At 37.3% G+C, this 19,937-nt stretch carries 23 protein-coding genes; 5 read left to right on the top strand and 18 right to left on the bottom strand.

Translation table 11 applies throughout. The annotated features are described in order from the left end of the window. Positions 1 to 54: 54 nt before the first annotated feature. Complete coding sequence (locus IGJ93_RS00610; protein ID WP_067483445.1) at positions 55 to 828, bottom strand: Cof-type HAD-IIB family hydrolase; 774 nt, start codon at positions 826 to 828, stop codon at positions 55 to 57. Positions 829 to 847: 19 nt separating this feature from the next. Then, on the bottom strand, positions 848 to 1,486 hold the full coding sequence (locus tag IGJ93_RS00605) for a DNA alkylation repair protein (RefSeq protein ID WP_067483446.1): 639 nt from the start codon (positions 1,484 to 1,486) through the stop codon (positions 848 to 850). 391 nt (positions 1,487 to 1,877) lie between these two features. Here IGJ93_RS00605 and rpsD point away from each other — a divergent pair, with 391 nt between their 5' ends. Both rpsD and IGJ93_RS00595 read left to right on the top strand, forming a co-directional pair. After that, a complete protein-coding gene (rpsD, locus tag IGJ93_RS00600; protein WP_067483447.1) occupies positions 1,878 to 2,489 on the top strand; it encodes a 30S ribosomal protein S4 in 612 nt (203 codons plus the stop codon). 143 nt (positions 2,490 to 2,632) lie between these two features. After that, a complete protein-coding gene (locus IGJ93_RS00595) occupies positions 2,633 to 3,184 on the top strand; it encodes a biotin transporter BioY (RefSeq protein ID WP_430596964.1) in 552 nt (183 codons plus the stop codon). A gap of 115 nt (positions 3,185 to 3,299) precedes the next feature. On the opposite strand, the gene IGJ93_RS00590 is transcribed toward IGJ93_RS00595, so the two are convergent. The 7 genes from IGJ93_RS00590 to IGJ93_RS00560 all read right to left on the bottom strand — a co-directional run bounded on the left by IGJ93_RS00590 (position 3,300) and on the right by IGJ93_RS00560 (position 8,192). Further along, positions 3,300 to 3,737, bottom strand: a complete 438-nt coding sequence (locus tag IGJ93_RS00590; RefSeq protein WP_218658022.1) for an SLATT domain-containing protein — start codon at positions 3,735 to 3,737, stop codon at positions 3,300 to 3,302. A gap of 148 nt (positions 3,738 to 3,885) precedes the next feature. Continuing rightward, the gene (locus IGJ93_RS00585) at positions 3,886 to 4,395 is read right to left on the bottom strand and encodes a QueT transporter family protein (RefSeq protein ID WP_075491311.1); all 510 of its coding nucleotides are present in this window, start codon (positions 4,393 to 4,395) and stop codon (positions 3,886 to 3,888) included. A gap of 134 nt (positions 4,396 to 4,529) precedes the next feature. Then, complete coding sequence (locus IGJ93_RS00580) at positions 4,530 to 5,291, bottom strand: 3-oxoacyl-ACP reductase (RefSeq protein WP_413124081.1); 762 nt, start codon at positions 5,289 to 5,291, stop codon at positions 4,530 to 4,532. Beyond that, complete coding sequence (locus tag IGJ93_RS00575) at positions 5,288 to 5,509, bottom strand: DUF2829 domain-containing protein (protein WP_071868746.1); 222 nt, start codon at positions 5,507 to 5,509, stop codon at positions 5,288 to 5,290. The genes IGJ93_RS00580 and IGJ93_RS00575 overlap by 4 nt, the downstream gene beginning before the upstream one ends. Beyond that, a complete protein-coding gene (locus tag IGJ93_RS00570; RefSeq protein ID WP_067483455.1) occupies positions 5,499 to 7,034 on the bottom strand; it encodes a helix-turn-helix domain-containing protein in 1,536 nt (511 codons plus the stop codon). Before IGJ93_RS00570 ends, IGJ93_RS00575 begins: the two co-directional genes overlap by 11 nt. 62 nt (positions 7,035 to 7,096) lie before the next feature. Further along, on the bottom strand, positions 7,097 to 7,798 hold the full coding sequence (locus IGJ93_RS00565; RefSeq protein WP_067483457.1) for an LrgB family protein: 702 nt from the start codon (positions 7,796 to 7,798) through the stop codon (positions 7,097 to 7,099). Continuing rightward, entirely contained in the window at positions 7,791 to 8,192 is a 402-nt protein-coding gene (locus IGJ93_RS00560) for a CidA/LrgA family protein (protein ID WP_067483459.1), read from the bottom strand. The genes IGJ93_RS00565 and IGJ93_RS00560 overlap by 8 nt, the downstream gene beginning before the upstream one ends. 317 nt (positions 8,193 to 8,509) lie before the next feature. Between IGJ93_RS00560 and IGJ93_RS00555 the strand changes: the two genes are divergently transcribed. After that, on the top strand, positions 8,510 to 9,244 hold the full coding sequence (locus tag IGJ93_RS00555) for an MIP/aquaporin family protein (protein ID WP_067483461.1): 735 nt from the start codon (positions 8,510 to 8,512) through the stop codon (positions 9,242 to 9,244). A 284-nt stretch (positions 9,245 to 9,528) separates the two neighbouring features. Here IGJ93_RS00555 and IGJ93_RS00550 read toward each other — a convergent pair whose 3' ends face one another. From IGJ93_RS00550 to IGJ93_RS00540, 3 genes are read right to left on the bottom strand one after another with little or no spacing between them, the layout of a single operon-like run. Then, positions 9,529 to 10,428: a metallophosphoesterase gene (locus IGJ93_RS00550; protein ID WP_071868747.1), complete on the bottom strand. Its 900-nt coding sequence runs from the start codon at positions 10,426 to 10,428 to the stop codon at positions 9,529 to 9,531. A gap of 28 nt (positions 10,429 to 10,456) precedes the next feature. Next, on the bottom strand, positions 10,457 to 10,813 hold the full coding sequence (locus IGJ93_RS00545) for an iron-sulfur cluster biosynthesis family protein (RefSeq protein WP_067483465.1): 357 nt from the start codon (positions 10,811 to 10,813) through the stop codon (positions 10,457 to 10,459). A gap of 17 nt (positions 10,814 to 10,830) precedes the next feature. Then, positions 10,831 to 11,400, bottom strand: a complete 570-nt coding sequence (locus IGJ93_RS00540; protein WP_067483700.1) for a GNAT family N-acetyltransferase — start codon at positions 11,398 to 11,400, stop codon at positions 10,831 to 10,833. 231 nt (positions 11,401 to 11,631) lie between these two features. Here IGJ93_RS00540 and IGJ93_RS00535 point away from each other — a divergent pair, with 231 nt between their 5' ends. Then, complete coding sequence (locus IGJ93_RS00535) at positions 11,632 to 11,928, top strand: hypothetical protein (protein ID WP_285700753.1); 297 nt, start codon at positions 11,632 to 11,634, stop codon at positions 11,926 to 11,928. Positions 11,929 to 12,165: 237 nt separating this feature from the next. On the opposite strand, the gene IGJ93_RS00530 is transcribed toward IGJ93_RS00535, so the two are convergent. From IGJ93_RS00530 to IGJ93_RS00515, 4 genes are read right to left on the bottom strand one after another with little or no spacing between them, the layout of a single operon-like run. After that, positions 12,166 to 13,113: a siderophore ABC transporter substrate-binding protein gene (locus IGJ93_RS00530; protein WP_285700752.1), complete on the bottom strand. Its 948-nt coding sequence runs from the start codon at positions 13,111 to 13,113 to the stop codon at positions 12,166 to 12,168. Positions 13,114 to 13,137: 24 nt separating this feature from the next. Next, complete coding sequence (locus IGJ93_RS00525) at positions 13,138 to 13,893, bottom strand: ABC transporter ATP-binding protein (protein ID WP_430596963.1); 756 nt, start codon at positions 13,891 to 13,893, stop codon at positions 13,138 to 13,140. After that, complete coding sequence (locus tag IGJ93_RS00520) at positions 13,890 to 14,849, bottom strand: iron chelate uptake ABC transporter family permease subunit (RefSeq protein ID WP_095803343.1); 960 nt, start codon at positions 14,847 to 14,849, stop codon at positions 13,890 to 13,892. The genes IGJ93_RS00525 and IGJ93_RS00520 overlap by 4 nt, the downstream gene beginning before the upstream one ends. Next, the gene (locus IGJ93_RS00515) at positions 14,846 to 15,793 is read right to left on the bottom strand and encodes an ABC transporter permease (protein ID WP_075491305.1); all 948 of its coding nucleotides are present in this window, start codon (positions 15,791 to 15,793) and stop codon (positions 14,846 to 14,848) included. The genes IGJ93_RS00520 and IGJ93_RS00515 overlap by 4 nt, the downstream gene beginning before the upstream one ends. Positions 15,794 to 15,940: 147 nt before the next feature. Between IGJ93_RS00515 and IGJ93_RS00510 the strand changes: the two genes are divergently transcribed. Then, positions 15,941 to 16,387, top strand: a complete 447-nt coding sequence (locus IGJ93_RS00510) for a YueI family protein (protein ID WP_430596962.1) — start codon at positions 15,941 to 15,943, stop codon at positions 16,385 to 16,387. Positions 16,388 to 16,455: 68 nt separating this feature from the next. Here the strand turns inward: IGJ93_RS00510 and gshAB are convergent, their stop codons facing one another. Both gshAB and ftsY read right to left on the bottom strand, forming a co-directional pair. Then, complete coding sequence (gshAB, locus tag IGJ93_RS00505; RefSeq protein ID WP_071868753.1) at positions 16,456 to 18,753, bottom strand: bifunctional glutamate--cysteine ligase GshA/glutathione synthetase GshB; 2,298 nt, start codon at positions 18,751 to 18,753, stop codon at positions 16,456 to 16,458. Between the two features lie 182 nt (positions 18,754 to 18,935). After that, the gene (gene ftsY / locus IGJ93_RS00500) at positions 18,936 to 19,937 is read right to left on the bottom strand and encodes a signal recognition particle-docking protein FtsY (protein WP_067483481.1); all 1,002 of its coding nucleotides are present in this window, start codon (positions 19,935 to 19,937) and stop codon (positions 18,936 to 18,938) included.

The following is a 19,937-nucleotide window of genomic DNA, read 5'->3' as shown; positions in this document are numbered from 1 at the left end:
AAAGTCTCGAACTTTTTTATCAAGGGTCAACAATCACGAATTGACTATTTGTGTTTAAATTACAGCTAATTTTTTCAGTGCTTTCCAAATGCCATCTTGGTCATTCGTGTCAGTTACCAAATTAGCTGTAGCTTGAACTTCTGCTGACGCATTTCCCATTGCCACACCAATCCCCGATTCACGTAACATTTCTCGATCATTCAATCCATCACCAAAACTGATGATAGATTCGCGAGGAATTCCAACTTGGTCTGCCAAATGAAGAATCGTTGCAGCTTTTGAACCATCGTGTGGTACAACATCTACACTGTTTTCATGCCAACGAACAAAACGAAGTTTGTCATATTTTTGAAATTGTGTGTCGTAGCTTTTATTGAAGAATGCTAAAGCTTGATAAATGTCTTGGTCTTCAACAAAAAATTGATCCAACTCAGGCAACACAGCGCCAAATGAATGCATCGCCTCTTCCATGATTTGAACATCATTAGAAGAAGATCGTTTCATATTGTCCAAACTAACAAAGGCTGTATCAATTTCTTTTGTCTGCGCTTCTTCAACAAACGTATCTAGCTGGTCACGATCCAACAGATTTTTGTAAACTTGTTCGTGATCCAAGAACCCAGCTGCACCATTACATAAAATATAATTTTCAAATTCTAACTCACGAATAATTTCTTGCGCATGAAAACGACTACGCCCTGTTGCAATTGTCACTAAATGTCCTGCTCGACGCAATTGTTGCAATGCCTCTTTTGTACTATCCAATGCTTGCTTGTTCGTGTCCAATAACGTTCCGTCAATATCAAAGGCAAATAAGCCTCGTTTCATGTCTGCTCGTCTCGCTTTCTTATAAGTATTTACTGGCTTCTCTTACTGCTAACTTACTTAATGCTTCTTGTTCTAATAAATCTTTTACCCAACCAGGATTCGTTTTGCTATAATCGCGTAATGCCCAGCCAATCCCTTTTTGAATAAAAAATTCTGTTGTTTCTCGATCTTGCAGGATTGCTTTTTTCAATAGCGACTGGTTTACCTTTTCTTTTAATCCCAGCTGTAAAGTAATTGCGATCCTTCGCAGCCAAAAATCTTCTTGTTGAATGAACAAGTTAAATACTTGCTCTAGCTGATCTGGGTGAGCTTTACACCACGTCGTGTATACTTTACGCCAAGAATCAATACTGTCCCACCACTCTTTTTCTTGCACGAGTGATAACAGCATTACCAAGTCAGAGAATGCCAGACGCCTTACATTGAGTTGAATCAACTCAATTGCTACATATTGATATTCTCTTTCTGCTTTTTGATAATATTTTTTTGCAAGTGACAAAACTTCTGTCACTTCTAGTTGTTTGCTTTGTACCAAAAACTTTTTTTGTAAACGCGCACGTTCCGGCTTTGGCACGCCCGCAAACGGAAAATGATTTTTCATATACTTTGCCATGGGCACAGCTTGTTCTTCATTCCTAGGAAAAATAAGTTCTTCCAAGTTAGCTCCTCCGCTCAAAATAATAAGCGATTTTCCTTTACCGTTCCCTTACCATTTCATGATTTATGCTTATTTTAAAAATTTTCTTTACTGTCAGCTAAATTGATTTGACAGACACCTTCTCATTTTATAGAGCATCTGATCGTTTGTAAAGCGTTTTTACGTGTTTATCTACTTGACACTTGCCATTTAAATCAACTATACTGTAGTTTGTGTAAAATAATGCAGCAGGAAAATAATAGCTCGTCCCTAGTTTGTTGCCCCGATTCGGGTTCAATTGTGTAACCGCGGCTGCAAAGGTGAAGATTGAAGAACAAACTAAACGAATATGAATTTTTTAACGGATTATTTTACTCCAAAAACTAAATTTAATTTATTGGAGGAAATCTCAATGTCTCGTTATACTGGACCATCATGGAAAATTTCTCGTCGCTTAGGTATTTCATTATCAGGCACAGGTAAAGAATTAGCACGTCGCCCTTACGCACCAGGTCAACATGGACCTAACAGCCGTGGCAAACAATCTGAATACGGTATGCAATTAACTGAAAAACAAAAACTTCGTCACATGTACGGAATGAACGAACGTCAATTCCGTAACTTGTTCGTTAAAGCTAGCAAAATCAAAGAAGGTAAACACGGTGTTAACTTCATGATCTTACTAGAACAACGTTTAGACAATGTTGTTTATCGTCTAGGTCTTGCAACTACTCGTCGTCAAGCACGTCAATTAGTTAACCATGGCCACATTACTGTTGATGGCAAACGTGTTGATATTCCTTCATACCACGTAGAAATCGGTCAAGTAATCGGTGTTCGTGAAAAATCACAAAACATCGTAACTGTTAAAGAAGCTGTAGAAGCTACTGTTGGACGTCCAGCATTTGTAAGCTTTGACGCTGAAAAATTGGAAGGTTCATTAACTCGTTTACCAGAACGTGACGAACTATATCCAGAAATCGACGAAGCTCTTGTCGTTGAATACTACAACCAAAGCCTATAATTCATGGCTTCAAAACCAAAGCAACTATCTTCGGATGGTTGGCTTTGGTTTTTTTTTTGCAAAAAACACTTTACAAATTAAATTTTTTCTTCTAAACTATCGTTAACCAATATAAAAAACGAAGTTAACGAAAAGAGGAAATTATGAAAACGTCATTGAAGCCACTTATTATTGCTGCAGAATTTTCAGCTATTATTGCTATCTTATCTCAATTTACGATTCCATTAAGTATTGTTCCATTGACTGGGCAAACTTTCGCGATTGGACTAACAGCTACTTTATTGGGGCGACGTAGTGGGACACTTTCTGTCTTGATTTATTTATTATTAGGAATTATTGGACTACCTGTTTTCGCAGGACTATCAGGTGGATTGAGTATTGTTTTTGGACCCACTGGTGGCTATCTGATTGGTTTCATTTTTCAAGCATGGCTTACTGGCTACCTCGTTGAAAAAAATGTTTCTAGTTATACTTGGGTAATCTTTGCTAACGTGATTGGTTCATTTGTCACACTCATTTTTGGTGTCATTTGGCTAAAAGCTAGTGGCGATTTATCATGGAATACAGCCATAGTTAGCGGATTCATTCCATTTATTTTACCAGGAATCATCAAAGCAGTTGCTGCCGGTTACCTAGGAACAGTCATTCGTCATCGTTTACCAAAATATTTTTCATTTGAACAGCCACAGTCATAAAATAGAGGTTTTGCTTCATATCATTGACTCAAAAAAGTTCAAAGCAGAGCAACTTTCAGCAGAAAAAAGAGTGGAACAAAACGGCTTAGCGTTTCGTTCCACTCTTTTTCTGTCTTTAATTTGAACTAGAATCAAGCATTTCATTAATTTGTTCGTCGTATAAGTTTTCAACGCTTTCGACAAATTTTTCAACCTCAGCTTTCGTACTTGTCCCCTCTTCCCACTTTACATAAAAGAGAAAATATTCTTTTTCCAACTCGTTGATAAACTTAGAGATAGCTAACGTCTGCTCCTCAAAATTTTTCCACGTTTGCAACCCCTGAAGTACAGCCACGATTGCACTGATAATCGAGATGACCGTTAATAGATACATGTGCTCAGGCACCATTGATGCTAGAACGGGTATACAGGAAGACAAAACCAATTTCGATGCATTGCTAACAAAGATGACTTTCTTCAATCGTTTTCTTTTTTTGCGTAGATGAATAATTGGTTGTTTGATTCTTTTCTCTATGTATTCATTGAAATTATCTTTCGTTTGATTTTTTTCCATACACAAAACTTCTTTCATTTTTATCCTGTCGTTCTATTTAGTATAACTTTAACTCCAAAATAAAAAAAGAGCTTAAGACACTCCCTTAAGCTCTTCACGTAATCGTCCCCACTGCAAGTTCCCATCAAACTCACAATAGACGAATCATTTATTTTGTTAAATCAATTTTTTTACTCATCCAATAGATAATCACACCGCCGACTGCCATTGACACCAACTCTCCTAAAGCAATGATTGCCCAGTTAAAGAAAAAGGGAGCTTGATAGAAAAAAGTCAACTGACCTGCCACCGTAAACATTGAAAAAGCAAAAATCAATGCAGTAATAACCATTTTTATTTTCATATTCTTGACACGTTTGGTTACTTGATAATTAATTAGCAAAACAATCAATGTACTGACACTTCCAACGACGACATCGACGAGTCCCAATGGCGAAGCCAGATTGGCCAAGGCAACACCAAGAGTTACTGAAATAATATATTTCTTATTGTACAACGATAAATAATTAAACATTTCTGATAAACGAATTTGGATTGCACCAAAACTAATGACAGCTAAAAAGACGGTCACTGCCACATAAAGTCCAGTAACTAACGCCATTGTTGCCACTTCTTTCGTCGTCCAGCGACTAGCAGTCTGGCTATTTTTCTGTTCCATAATTGTTCTCCTTTGCAAGATCAACATCTTGGTAATAACTACGGCCAAAGGATGGGAATCTTCTTCCAACTGAAGTGCCGTAGTGCGGAAATTCCGCTACATTTATCATACAGGAATCAAGAAAAAACTCAAGATTATTTTAGCAACCAGCCACCATCGATTGGCACAACTGCTCCTTGGATATAACTCGCTTGGGGCGTCGCCAAGAACAAAGTCAGTTCTGCCACTTCTTCTGGTTTCGCCCAACGTTTAACTGGTGTTTCATCTGCTACCCACTGAGCCATTTCTCCTGTTCCTGCGAAATCAGCTGCGTTCATCGGTGTTTCGATTGCACCTGGCGCAATCGCCTTTATCCGAATCCCTTTTGCAGCATAATCCAAAGCAAGCTGTTTCGTAAAACCAACGATTGCATGTTTGGCACTCGTATAAGCAATTCCACCGCCGCCAGCTACTAAGCCGGCAATGGAAGCCATGTTGATAATCACACCAGCTTGCTGGGCGAGCATTTCAGGTAACAATACCTTCGTCACGCGAAACATGCTTTTTACATTTGTTTCATAGATGTTTTCCCACAAGTCTTCACTTGTTTCAAGTAGTGGTTTATAGTCGTCCAGAATGCCGGCAGTATTTAACAAAATAGTCACAGTGCCAAAATGCTCATGACATTGTTTAACTGCTTGTTCTACTGAAGCTTGATCTCTTATATCACCTACAAAAAAAGCAAACTGATCAGGGAAATGTTGCGCTACTGTTGCCATTTTCCCTGCTTGTCGATCAAACCCAAACACAAACGCGTCCTGCGCTAAAAAAGCGTGCGCTTGTGCTTCACCAATCCCTGAAGCCGCACCGGTGACAAAAACGACTTGTCTTGCTAAGTCCGGATACTGGTTGCTCATTCAACTATTTCCCAATCATCGGCTAAAATATCACACACAGTCGGTGCAAAACTTGAGAATCCTTCATCACTTGTCTTGATTAGAAAATAAGGCGTTACTGGACAACCATCAAATTCATCATCTGTGACTAAAACGACATACACCTCAAAGCCGCTCCAGCCTTTGCGAATCATTTTCGCACCTTGTTTCACTTTTGGTAAAATTTCTTCAAATGTCATTGTTGTACCCCTTCTCACTTTTTTCTTTTTGAATTGTCTGTAATTTTTGAGTCAACTGAATATAATCTGTCAACTGTAACTCTTGAGCAACAATAAAATAATCTAGGTCTGCCCAAGGTTTTTTATGCACCTTGCTCGTCGAAATCAGTAAATCAGCTTCTCGCCCACGATAATTCGCCGGTAGAAAAACCAGTCGATAATCATTACGGAAAAAATTATGAAGACTTGCCATCAACAATTCTTCTTCAAAAACGGGGAAATCAGTCATTAACAAAACAGTAATTTCTGGTAATTGTGTCATAAACGCACCTAACGTTTTCATGACCGTTAGATAACGAGCCATCAAAAACCCCTGATTTTGAAACGCTAAACTAGCTTCCGTTTCTCTTGCGTCTTCAAAAAAAGAGAGCAGCCATTGGTTTAATTTAGGATTTCTCACAATCAGATGATTATGAAAATCGCTACTGTTGCCATCAATCGTCGCCTTTGCATCTGGAAATAAAAAAGTAAAGATATGGCTACTAAATAAATAATTCTCTGCTTCCAATGACAAAGGTTCCTCAGGTAGATGCTGCTCTTTTTGATAAAGTAGCAAGGCACGCTCCGCTTCCCGCAAAGCTTTAAATGGCGGGGTTTCTGCTGAATGATGAAACGAGTAGATCATTTCTCTGATTTGAGGATTACAGTAGTACTCTTCCCTAGTCATCAACACTAAAAACAATGCACCTAATTCATCCTCAACTTGAAAATAATTTGGGAACACTGGTGCCATTGCTTGACAAAAACGTTTAAATAACAAATTGTTAGAAATAAGCTCGCGCTTCTTACGATTTAAAATAACAAAATGTTTTTGTGATTTCCGTAAAAAGAATGCACCTAGCATGTATTCGAGTCTTCTTTTTTTGATTTCATTAAGTTGAACGTGGAAAAAATCAATAATTTGATCTGCGATTTTTTTGACATCTGTTTGTGAAATTGTCTCAAATGGCCAGATTTTTCCGCGAAACAATTGCCAAAAAGTCATATGTAAATATAAGCGGATGATTTCTTCTTCCCCTTTTGCGACATAACTTCTCCGTTGTAACGTGATTCCATATGAATGTAACTCTTGTTTCCATTCATTGATTTTTCGGTGCGCTGTTGACTCACTGATATAATTTTTTTGAGCAAACTGGTACATCGTCCGAAACTCTTCAAAAAAAATGTCGTGCAATAACTGAAACTTCAGCGTACTTTGCACGAGATAGATTAAAAATCGTTCATGTTCTATCGGATCCAACGTCGTTGAAAAGTTGTAACCTGATCGCCGATTTTTACGAAAGAGCGCTTGTGTTTTTCCGCTGAAGCGCTGATAACTTTTTGTTAATTCACTTAAATATTTTGTGACACTCCGCGCGTCAAGCTGTACACTTTGTGCAAGCTGAGCCGCAGTGTGCCACTCATGATCCTCGAAGCTTTCCAGCAGGAGAATCTGATAATATAAGTCTTTATCAAACGTCTTGAGATAATCTGATGACAAATACATTTGCTATGCTCCTTTGTGCTAGAACTTTTTGGTTATTGTAGCACAAAACGCCATTTCCCGCATTAAAACCAACTAGCAAAGGGTTGGAAAATCAACGGTAGTAAGAAAACCGTGAGCATCCCGTTAACACAAATAGCAAGCCCAGAAATAATCCCTTCCACTTCACCAATCTCAATCGCTTTTGCAGTCCCAATGGCATGTGAGGTACTACCTAAAGCGACACCTCGTGCAACTGGACTTTTGATTTTAAACAAACGAAAGATGTGTGTTGCAATCAATGAACCAAAAATACCCGTTGATACAACAATTGCTAAAGTAACTGCGTTAACGCCACCCATTGTATGAGAAAGATCAACGGAGATTGCTGTTGTCACAGATTTTGGTAATAAAGAGATGACCATTTCCTTCTTCAACAAAAAAAGAGAGCCAATTCCAACACTAACTAAACAATTCGCCACAATTCCAGCCAGAATCGCTGAAATGACCGGAAAGAAATTTTCTTTGAGTAAATGTAGATTCTTGTATAAAGGAATCGCTAATGCAACTGTTGCAGGAGTAATTAACATCGTTAAAAAATTCCCGCCGACATTATAGTCTGCATAACTAATTCCTGTAAAATGTAAAAAGAAAATAATAACAACTATTGATAGCACTAAAGGATTGATAATCGGCAATTTGTATTTCCGCAAAAATTTATCTGATAATACATACACACCTAAAGTTAGGCTAAGACCAAACAATGGGTTTTTAAGAAACTCACTCAACTTGGTTATCCTCCACTTCATTTTTTTGAATTTTCCGCTCTTGTAAATAGTTGATTGCTGCTTCGACACCTTCTGCTGTTTTCCCAGCAGCAACCATCGTAACAATCGCACAAACAACTACTGCACCCAATAAGATAGGCCAGATGGTCGCAATATCATCATAATATTCCAATAATCCCACGCCAGCAGGTACAAATAAAATGGTCAGATTATTCAATAAAAAATCACCAGTTGCCCCAATTTTTTCAGGGTCTACTAATTTCATTTCAAATGCTAAAAACAAAAAGATAATACCTAAAATACTTCCCGGAATTGGTAGATGGGCAAACACTCGTATTCCCTCGCCTAAGACAGAGAAAAAAAGAATAATGAAAAACTCTTGAAAAAATTTCATGTAATACACTCCTTACGTCTGATTTTCATTTTACTAACAATCTTTTTCTGAAAGTTTCAAAACGTGTTGTTTCTAAGAAGCATCTTTTGAAAAAATAAATAAGTTTTCTTTGGTATATTTAAAAGTGAAGTTGGTGAGTTGTAGGGGACTTTTTTTCTAAAAAAAGGGTTAGCTTGTTCAAGTTGGTCGAAATCATTTTTTCTTTTGATTGATTGCACTTATTACGACCTCGAAGAATGACTAGCACGAGACACCGCACCTGCTTTTGTGTTGATGTTTCTTTTTTTTTGCACTTTTATAAATTTTTGGAGGTATATATGGATTACTCATTAATGACTCGTCTTGCGGCGGAAATGTTGGGTACAGCTTTATTGATTATTTTAGGTAATGGCGCTGTAGCGAATGTAGATTTAAAAGGTACAAAAGGTTATGGTAGTGACTGGATGTTGATTGCTGTCGGTTACGGCTGTGGGGTTATGATTCCTGCAATGGTATTTGGTGGAATCAGTGGAAACCACATCAATCCTGCGTTTACGATTTCTCTAGCAATGAACGGATTATTCCCTTGGGCAGAAGTTGCACCTTATATTGGCGCACAATTCCTTGGAGCAATCATTGGACAGTTAGTCGTTGTTGCTTGTTACAAACCTTACTACGATCAAACAGAAGACGTAAACCACGTGTTAGGAACTTTCTCAACGATCAATAGTGTTGGTTCTAAATTCAACGGTTTCGTTAACGAATTCTTTGGTTCATTTGTTTTATTCTTTGGCGCTTTAGGAATTACCAAAGCACCTTTCTTCCAAGATAATCTTGGAACTGCTCACTTAGCACTTGGTTTCCTTGTTTGGACACTTGTAGCTTCACTAGGTGGTCCTACTGGTCCTGGATTAAATCCAGCTCGTGACCTTGGTCCTCGTTTGTTACATGCAATTTTACCATTGAAACACAAAGGCTCATCACAATGGAGCTATGCTTGGGTACCAGTCGTTGCACCTATCTGCGCTGGGATCGTTGCAGTATTCTTATACAAAGCATTATTTATGGCTTAATCTTATCTATAAAAAAACTCACGATGAAATTTTTCATTGTGAGTTTTTTTTTGAATCAAATGCGTTGATTTTTCAATATAAACAGTCCCACCTTTCCAAATTAGCTTCACTTTCTTGGCGTACATTCATCCTTAACAGAATCATTGCGCTAGAAACAAGCTAGCATTGCAAAAAAGCATGCGAACAATTGACACATTTCAATGAAGGTAGCAGTTTTGTTCATATTTATAACTAAAACGGATGGGACAAAGCAACTACTTGTCCCATCCGTTTTAGTTATCCAATTAATAATCAATGATTGTTAGTGCTCGCTCAAACTCTTCTTGCAAATGCTTTTTTTGATAGGCCAAAAAGGCTGGATAATGATCACGTAAAACACCACGCAATTTCATTGGATTATATTTTTCTACCAGCTTTTCTTGTAACACAAATTGCCTTGTCAGTTGCCATTCATAATAATAACCAAATGGCCGACAACTATATTTCGTTCCTTGAATGACCTGGTCTTCAAATCGACGATGGGTATGCCCAAAAACAACTTGTTTTACATTGGTATATTGATCCAAAAGTTGCCCCATTGAAGCAGAACCCAAAAAAGCATTTAATTTATTCCAACGTTCATAAGGCGCAGATTGATATACAATAAATTCTTTTTTGGGCACAAAATGCGTAGCCAATATGACATCTAATTTTTTTTGCGTAAGTGTTTCAAGGAGTTGCTTGGTTGCTACAAGCACTTGCTCATTGACTTCCAAATCGGTTCCTTCTCGCTCGATCATTCGGTCATACCAGTACAATCGCTTCATCCGCAAAATTTGTTCCTCATCCGTTAGCTCAGAAAACTGATAATCATACCAGCCATTCATTCCAAGTAGAACTGTGTGATCATTTAATGCAAGGTAACGTTCATTCAAAAAATGGTTATCTGGGAAATGATTCATCATTGGTTCACCCGTCACGTCTGCTAGTTCATGATTTCCAAAATTAAACGTCGTCGGCAATCCTTTCATTGCAAAAAAATCAACAACTGCCAAAGCCTGATTGACCTTATTTGCAATGTCACCTGCTAAATGCAGGCGAGTGATTTCCTTTTTTTGTAACACTTGCCACAAATCATTCATTTGCGACTCGCCAAATTTATTAATATCTACGTGTAAATCACTAATTACTGCCAATTTCCCCATTTTTTGTTACCTTCTTATTTGAAATTTTTCAAGCTTTTCGAACGACTGGTAAGTTCCCTTTTAATAAACCACTTGGCCCTTTCAATTGTAAACTTTGATAAGTTGGTTCTAAAGCTAAAGTTGTTGGATCATCTAAATACATCTCGGCACTTTTCTTGATACGAATTGGCCCTAGAGGTGTGTCTGCCAAAATCGAATACAAACTAAGATCAGCCGTTGACTCTTTCTTGAGAAAAATCAAACGAAAAGCTGTATCTAATTGACAAGTAATCCGACTATCAGAAAACGGCCCGTCACCATTTTCTAAATCCAGCAAAATTTGTTCATCTTTTTCCCGATGTTTTTCTAACCAGCTTTGTGCTTCCTTCGTCACTATTAATTCCATGCTTGTTCCCCTCTCATTCATTGATGAGCTGCTGCCCATTCGCTTTTCGTAATGCCTCTTAATATAACCGAAATTACTTTTTCTTTCCAACGTCGCGCATCAGGAATCATTCCTTCTTGTTTCATCCCAAGTTTTTCCATTACGCGACCAGAGTTTGGATTTTCAACATCATGATAAGCAAAAATGCGTACGAGATCTAACTTGGTAAAGCCCAAATCAAGTAAAGCTTCCGCTGCTTCTGCAATATATCCATTTCCCCAATAGTTTTTGTTCAGTACGTAGCCTAACTCAGCAACTGCCGCAACGTCTTCGATTCTCAAATCAATGGTGCCAACCATCTTACCCGTTTCTTTGACTTCGATGGCGTACTTTCCCAGCGGTTCATTCATAAAATAATTGGCGATGGAAATTCTTGTCTCTTCTAGTGTTTGATGGCGAACAAAAACAAAACGAGTCGTCTCTTCATCATTCGCGTATTCAAACATGTCTTTTGCATCCATAATTGAAACGGGACGCAACCATAGTCGTGCTGTTTCTATTTGTTGATGTTCAGCAAAAATCAAGTTTCGGTTTACTTTTAATTCCATTTGCAACACGCACCAATCTCTAGTTTTCTAATTACTGTAGCGAAATTTGCTGTAAGAAGCAAGTATTTACCTAACTATCCTTAGACCTTCCTTAAAAGAACAAGCTGGAAAAGCAAAACAAGAAAGTTTTAATAACTAGTTGAAAAAGAATAATGATTTGTTCACAGTTTGTTAATATCTCTTAGTTATAGTTTTCTTATCAAAGCAAATCAAGTATTTGGAGGAACCATTATGAGCGAGCAAATCAAAAATATTTATTTTATTGAAGAAACTCAGAACATTGAAGGATCATATATTGAAGTCAAAACTCTTTTTGTCAATGAGAACAAAGAAACGGCTCTTCAATTTTACGAAACACAGGCAAAGAAACAACAAAAGTCCTTTGGTTTGACGTTAAGTGAATATAAAATCAAAGCTGAAGCAAGTTATTTTTATCAATTATTAAAACGCTGGAGTCATTTACCTGCCGACTTTTATCGTAAAATGAATATCGTTCAATACCAACCACTTGCAGAATACTATGCGTAAGGTAAGTTAAGCTTCCTTTAAGGTGAATCACTTATGATAGATTTACCCTAAAGGAGGCGATGAACGATGTTCTTACACTGGCTCGCAACTTTTTTAATCGATGAACCGCCGCGAATCAGTCCTTACGAGATTGATAGCGAATGCCTGTTACCAACTGATTTTACGGACTGAGTATGAAAATAGCAAAAAACCAAGGCAAAACGAATAATCGTTTTGCCTTGGTTTTTTCTTTCATCTTTATTCAAATGCTTGATTTACATCCTCTAACATCAATTTCATTGACTCTAATCCGCCACCGCTCAAATACCATACATCTGGTTGTAGTGAAATGATTTTTCCATTTTTACCTGCATTCGTTTGTGCAATCAATTCATTTTCTGCCAAATTATTTTGGCTGTCATCTCCACCAATTGCTTTGGTACGATCAATTACAAATAATAAGTCTGGATTTTTTTCTAACACATATTCAAATGAAACACTTTGACCGTGTGTTGAAGGTTCAATTTCATTATCTGCTTGCGGGAAGCCAAAAACATCATGTACAAATCCGAAACGTGAACCAGAACCATAAGCAGATAGTTGGCCTTCGTTAACTAAAACAACTAATACTTTTTTATCAAGGTCACTTGCTTTGTCTGCTGTCTTTTTGATTTCAGTAGATAGTTCTTTGATTTGTTTCTTCGCTCCAGATTCTTTATCAAAAATTTCACCTAGCGTTAAGACATTTTGTTGAATTGATTCCCATGGTTTTTCCGTATCAACTGATAAAAATAAAGTCGGCGCGATTTTACTTAGTTCTTCTTGAAAATCACTTTGACGACCAGAAATAATAATCAGGTCTGGCTTCATTTGATTGATTTTTTCTAAATCTGGTTCTTTGATTCCACCAGCAGATTCAACTTCTTTGTAACTTGATAAATAAGCAGGTAAATTTTGTGTTGCAGCACCAACAACATGGTCGCCTACGCCTAATGCGTCAAGTGTATCTAGTGACCCATTGTCAAAAACGACAACTTTCTGAGGATTCTTGGTTACATTTACCTCACCATTGCTGTCTTTGACTGTCAGCGTTGTTTCTTCGCTACTAGCAGTTTTTGTTGCTGTTGTTTCTTCTGATTTATTCCCTGTTCCACAAGCTGTTAACAATGATGCAACAACCACGAAACTAAACATCCATTTTTTCATTCCTTGTTCTCCTAACATTTATTTTTAGAAATAAAGACAGAATCTACGACCTTCAATTTCGCAAATTCGAATGTCCATTTCATATAATTCATCGAGTACAGCTTTTTGGATAATCTCATTGGTTTTTCCTTGCGTAAACAATTGTCCTTCTTTCATTGCCACAATTTCATCTGCATAACTAGCCGCAAAATTAATATCATGTAGGACAATTACGACTGTTTTGCCAAGCTCGGTCACCAATTTTTTTAAAATTTGCATGATTTGAACTGCAAAATTCATATCTAAGTTATTCAACGGTTCATCCAGCAAGATATAATCGGTATCTTGAGCTAAGACCATCGCAATATATGCACGCTGAAGTTGTCCGCCAGATAAGGTATGAACGAATTGATCTGTTAGCTTAGTTAACCCCAAATGTTTGAGCGCTTCTTCCACAAGTTGATGGTCTTCTTGTGTCAAGCGTCCTTTTGTATAAGGAAACCGACCAAATTCAACCAATTCTCTAACTGTAATTTGTAAATTCAATTCATTTGATTGACGTAAAATGGCTAATTTTTTCGCTAATTCATTTGACTTCCACGTCCGCACTTCATTATGATCTAAATAAATTTCACCTGTATCTTTAGGAACTAAACGGCTAGCCAAGGAAAGCAAAGTTGATTTTCCCGCGCCATTTGGTCCAATAAAAGCCGTTAATTGTTGTTCTTGAATCGTCAAGTTGATATTATCTACCACTGACTTTCCTTGATAAGCTTTATTCACACCAGCTAAATCAATCATCCTGCTTGCTTCCTTTCACGAATTAATTTTAGTAAAAAGTAACTCCCCCCCAGAAATTCAATCACTACACTAATTGTTGTGTTCCAACCAAAAAGTTGTTCAACAAGCAACTGCCCACCTGTCAGTAACAGCATTGCCACTAAAAAACTACCGACAAATAAAACTTTGTGTTGATATGTTGCAAATAACCGGTAACTAACATTTGCTACGATAAACCCTAAAAAGGTCATAGGACCTACTAACGCTGTCGCTGTTCCCGTCAGTAAGCTAACCACAAACAGCACAAGAAATTGTAATCGTGCAACATCTACACCTAAGTTCATCGCTTTTTCTCTTCCCAAGTGAATAACATCTAGAAAACGATGCAAATAAAACAGCAGACACCAGCCAGCAACAATCAAACAAGTGGCTGGCAAGAGATATTGACTCTGAATATTCCCAAAACTTGCGAACAGCCGACCTTGTAACAAATCATATTCATTAGGATCCATTATGACTTGTAAAAACGTACTCATGCTGCCAAACAACGTTCCTAAGACCATCCCAGTCATCAATAATAAAAATAAGCTAGCTTGCATTTTTTTTAATAAAAAATAGAATAAACTCAAACTCAAGCCAACCATTAGACTAATTGTCAGCAAAAAAAAGACAAGACCTGTTTGCTGTAGCATCGTCACGCCACCTAACAAGAAAAATAAAATTGTTTGAACAAGTACATACAACGAATCTAGTCCCAAAACGGACGGGGTCAAAAATTGATTTTGACTGATTGTTTGAAAGCTAATTGTTGCTCCACTCACTGCTAGTGAAACCAAGAAAAAAGCACCAATTTTTTTACTTCTTAATGCCCAAGCAAACGACCAGTTTCCATAAGTGTTGATGATTAAATAACTTATCGTAACCAAGCACACCACACCAACTAATAACAATAAACGCCAGCGTAGATTGTTTTTCATCGTTTCTCCCCCTTCACTAATAAAAAGAGGAAAATAATTCCGCCAATTATTCCAACAATGACACTCACTGGAATTTCATAAGGATAAATTAGAACGCGAGCCAAAATATCGCAAATTAATAAAAAAATACTTCCGAATAATGCAGTTATTCCTAAAGTTTGATGGACTTGATCCCCATACATTCTCGCCACTAAATTGGGAACAATAACGCCTAAAAACGGCATTGTTCCAACCATAATTAACACGACTGCACTAGCTAAAGAAACTAATCCGACACCTAACAACTGCATTTTGTGATAATTCATACCAAGATTCACCGCAAATGACTCACCCAATCCAACGATCGTAAATTGATACGCAAAATAATAAATAATTCCTAACAAAGGAATCGTTAGATAAAGCAGTTCATAATTGCCACGCAGAATGGTAGAAAAATTTCCTTGCAACCACGAAGACATATTTTGCACCAACTGATATTGGTAAGCAAAAAAAGTTGCGATGGAACCAATAATATTGCCCCACATCACACCAATCAATGGCAGCATCAACTGATTTTTTTGTGGAATCATTCTTGCAAAATAAAGAAACAATCCTGTCCCTAAAAAAGCAAATGCAAAAGCCGTTGCTGAACGTGTGACAATCGACGCATTCGGTAGAAAAAGCATTACAATCAAAATTCCTAAGCGTGCACTGTCCATTGTTCCAGCAGTCGTTGGTGAAACAAATTTATTCTGAGTCAAGTGCTGCATAATCAACCCACAAATACTGCTTGTAGCTCCCACTAGCACAATACAAATGGTACGAGGCAAACGACTAATAAGAAATAATTGCGCACTTTGTGTATCTGCCTGAAAAAATTCTGTTAATTGGACCGATGACACTCCTATCAATAGTGAAAGAAAACTGAGTCCCACTAAGCTGGCAATCAACCAGCGATAACGCATAAAATCCCTCTTTTCTAATTGAGAATGATTTTCATTCTTATTCTAAGTGAGAAGTTGAGCAAAAGCAACCGCTTTTTTACCATTTATCTTATTTCAAGTAATTTGTGTTATAATCGCTGTATCAATCGCTATAAAGGAGGGCTTCTTTTGCCACAAGATGAATTGCAAAGTCACTTGGACAAAGGTCGTTACGGGACACCTTTGGTCAACCCAGATGAACAACATAAATATCTAGGAACTTTTCGTGAGCGTTGCTATGTCAGTATGACCATTGGTGAAATGAAAAAAGCTGAGAATCAAGCAAACTTCACTAAGGAACTTGAAAAATACCCAGATGAACAAATTTTATTAAATGGCAGTATGCCTGAAGACCTTCAAGCACGCTATATCCAATTGGCAACAAAACAAAAAGTTCGTTTCACAGTTATCAATGATTTTGTTAAAAATGATGACGATAGTCTTGGTCTGATTTTAGCTGCTAAAGAAGCGGTCAATGAGCCCGTCATTGATATTGAAAAAAAATATCCAAAAGTTCAAGAACCTGAACAATCAGAAAAATCGAAAAAAAGTCTTTGGGACAAATTATTCCACTAATAAAGCAAAAAGCTCGTGTAAATTCATTAACGAATTTTACACGAGCTTTTTACTTTATTTAAATCAACTTATTTTTCTTTCTCGTTCCAATGGTTCAACGCCCAGACTTCCGGATACAAAAGTTTCAACACCGCTAAAGTTAATCGTCGTCCTGTCCCAGAAAATGGATAAACATGCATGTGCATTGCAGGATTAAAATTGGCTTCGATGATACCATAAGCCTTCTCATCTGTTGACGGATCAATTTCTTTGTCTGGAATAATCAAATCGATTCCGCTGACTTTTGCCCCCAACGCCGTAACGGCTGCGACTGCAATTTCTTTGTACGCATCAGAAAACTCAGCTGTTACATCAATTGAATCTCCACCAGTACTGATATTGGAATTTTCACGTAAATAAACGATTTGATTTTTCGCAGGAATAGAATCAATTGTTAATCCTTGTTCTTTCAACATCAATTGTTCAAGATCACCCAACTGAATTAATTCTAATGGTGCACGATGATTTGTCCCACGTAAAGGATCTTGATTTTTTTGAGCAACTAATTCCGTCACAGTTTGCTCGCCGTTGCCAATAACGTTTGCAGGTATCCGAAGTAAAATTGCTTGAACTTGTCCATCAATCACAAAAAAACGATATTCTGTTCCAGGTAAAAATTCCTCTACTAAAACGGAGGTATCTTCCCGAAAAGCAATTTCTAACCCTTTATGATAATCTTCTTCACTCGCGCCCTCTTTAAAAATTGTGATACCTAATCCATAATTCGTTGACTTTGGTTTAATGACAAATGCTTCCTTTGCAAAACGAGAATAGGCACGTTTTGCTTCAGCCATCGAAGTAAACTCCGCACCAGCAGGAACACGGAAACCTGCTTCTGCTAGAATTTTTTTGGTCACCGTTTTATTTTCCATAATCAAAGGCACAATGTAACTATCTTTACTTGTCATATTCGCATTTTTAACGTATTCGACATGATTTTCAAATTGCAAACGTAAAAACTGATCTGCTTCGTCAATCACTTTCACTTGAATTCCTTTTTGAATTGCATCAAATAGGAAAATTTGTGTGGATAGTTCCATCTCACGAAAGCCCGCCAATTGATATGGTCGCTCATGGCTTTCAGCATCGTATTTTCTGCCTAAGGCAACTGCAACAGCTTTTTGGCTATCACTTTGTGCTTCTGTGTATAATTGGGCAGCAATCGTCTGAGAAGGGTTATTTAAACGTTCAGCTAATTTGTCAATTGTAGGTAACAATTCTTCATGTTGCAAAGCTTGAACCATCTCTTTCATTTGTGTAAAGAGCATTAGACCTTCTTCGTACATCGCGGTTTGATCCAATGGTCCTTCCAAAGCAACTCGATTGTTGTAAAGCGTTCCTTCTTCCACCCACTCGTCGACAGATGATCCTTCGGGTGCCCAGAGCATAAATACTAAAAATAATTGTAAAAACTGGACTTGTTCTTTACTAATTCCTAAATGATGATACGGGTTCAAATCAATATTCCGCAACTCGATATAACGTACACCCATCTTTGCAACGTCCGCAACTCTTTTACCTCCACGGAAACGTACAGGTGCATAGAATTCTTTTTCTTCAGATAACTTGCCTTCTTCAATCATTTGTTCAATATCTGCTAAGTACTGCTCCATTGAGGCATAAGAAACTTTTACATTTGAATGATTAGTGTAGCCATATTCACTATTTCGAATACTACGAACAGGTTCATGAGGATGTAGTTCATCAACGAAATAATTTGCCTCGCTTAATGGAGAAGCTCCATATAAATACGTAATCAACCAGCGATAGCGCAAAAAGTTTCTTGCTACTTTTAAATACACTTCTGTTTTAAAAGCTGCAAACTCTTGAATCTCTGTTTGCTGAACAAACAGAGAACGAATTAATTCCTCACCAAATTCAAAATTAAAATGAATGCCACTGACCATTTGTTTTCGTTTACCATATTCTTTTGCTAAATAGCGACGATACAAAACATCTTCAAATGTTGCTAGTTTGGCAATCATGATTTCCTCATCTTTTTGTGGCAAAGCAGGTGGCATACTTAGTGGCCAAATCATTTCCTCATCTGACATTGACCGAGAAGTCACATCATAAATTGCATCTAAATATTGAAAAAGTTCATCAATGGAATCTGTTACTGGTGTAATCATTTCCACTTGAGTCTCACTAAAATCAGTTTGAATATATGGATGATACGTGCGATCACCAAAAATAGCTGGATGATCTGTTCTTGCTAACTTTCCGTCATGTGTTACCCGTTGTCCTTCACGTTCAATTCCAAATCGAGCTTGATCGATAAACGGTATCGCACTTGAATGTTCTAATAATTTTTTAAAGTTCATCATTACATGTCCTCCACTTCATACATTGACATTATAGTAAAAAACAATCAGAAAAAGAACGATCTTGCCTTAAAATGAGGAGATTATGAAAAACTGCACAAAAAAAGAAGTATACCAGTCTTTTTCCGGCATACTTCTTACATTTAAAACGTCATGTTCCCATGATTTGTTCATAAGTTAATTGATTATTCTTCTTTCAGTAATCCTTTAAACAATCCAACAACAAAATCATTTGGATCAAACGGTTCTAGATCATCTATTCCTTCACCTAATCCAACTAATTTTACTGGTAAATGCAATTCATTTCTGATAGCTAACACAATTCCACCTTTAGCAGTTCCATCTAATTTAGTCAAAACTAGCCCAGTTACATCTGTTGTTTCTTTAAATTGTTTTGCTTGAACCATTGCATTTTGCCCTGTTGTTGCATCTAATACCAATAATGTTTCATGTGGTGCATCTGGTAGTTCACGTTGAATCACACGTTTGATTTTTTCTAACTCTTTCATCAAATTCACTTTGTTTTGCAAGCGTCCAGCTGTATCAACAAGTAAAACATCTGCTTCTTCTGCTTTGGCACGTTCCAATGCATCATAAACAACTGCTGCTGGATCGCCACCAGCATTTCCGTGAACGACTTCCACACCAGCGCGTTCACCCCAGACTACTAATTGGTCAATCGCTCCCGCACGGAATGTATCAGCTGCTGCCATCAAAACTTTTTTGCCTTCATTTTTGTATTGATGTGCAAGTTTCCCAATGCTTGTCGTTTTACCCACACCATTCACACCAACAAAAAGCATTACCGTCAGTCCTTCTGGTTGGATATTCAACTCATTCACTTCATTAAGACCTTCTTGTTCGTACAAATCAACCAGTTTTTCAATGATGGCATTTTGAACTTCTGCTGGTTTCTTCGCATTACGCAACTTCACTTCTTGACGTAAAGACTCTGTAATTTGAATTGCTGTTTCAAAACCAACGTCCGCGCCAATCAATGTTTCTTCTAATTCTTCAAAGAAATCTTCATCAACTGTTCGGAAATTAGCAAACAATTCATTCATTCGCTCGCCAAAAGTTTTTCTCGTTTTTTCTAATCCTTTGTCATACTTTTCTTGGACTTCAACGACTTCTTCTGGTTGCTCTTCACCAGTAAACGCTCGCTTGATTTTGTCAAAAAATCCCAT

The organism is Enterococcus sp. DIV0174 (genome assembly GCF_050529065.1).
Taxonomy (GTDB): domain Bacteria; phylum Bacillota; class Bacilli; order Lactobacillales; family Enterococcaceae; genus Enterococcus_B; species Enterococcus_B thailandicus.
This window is presented reverse-complemented; position numbering and strand designations above follow the sequence as displayed.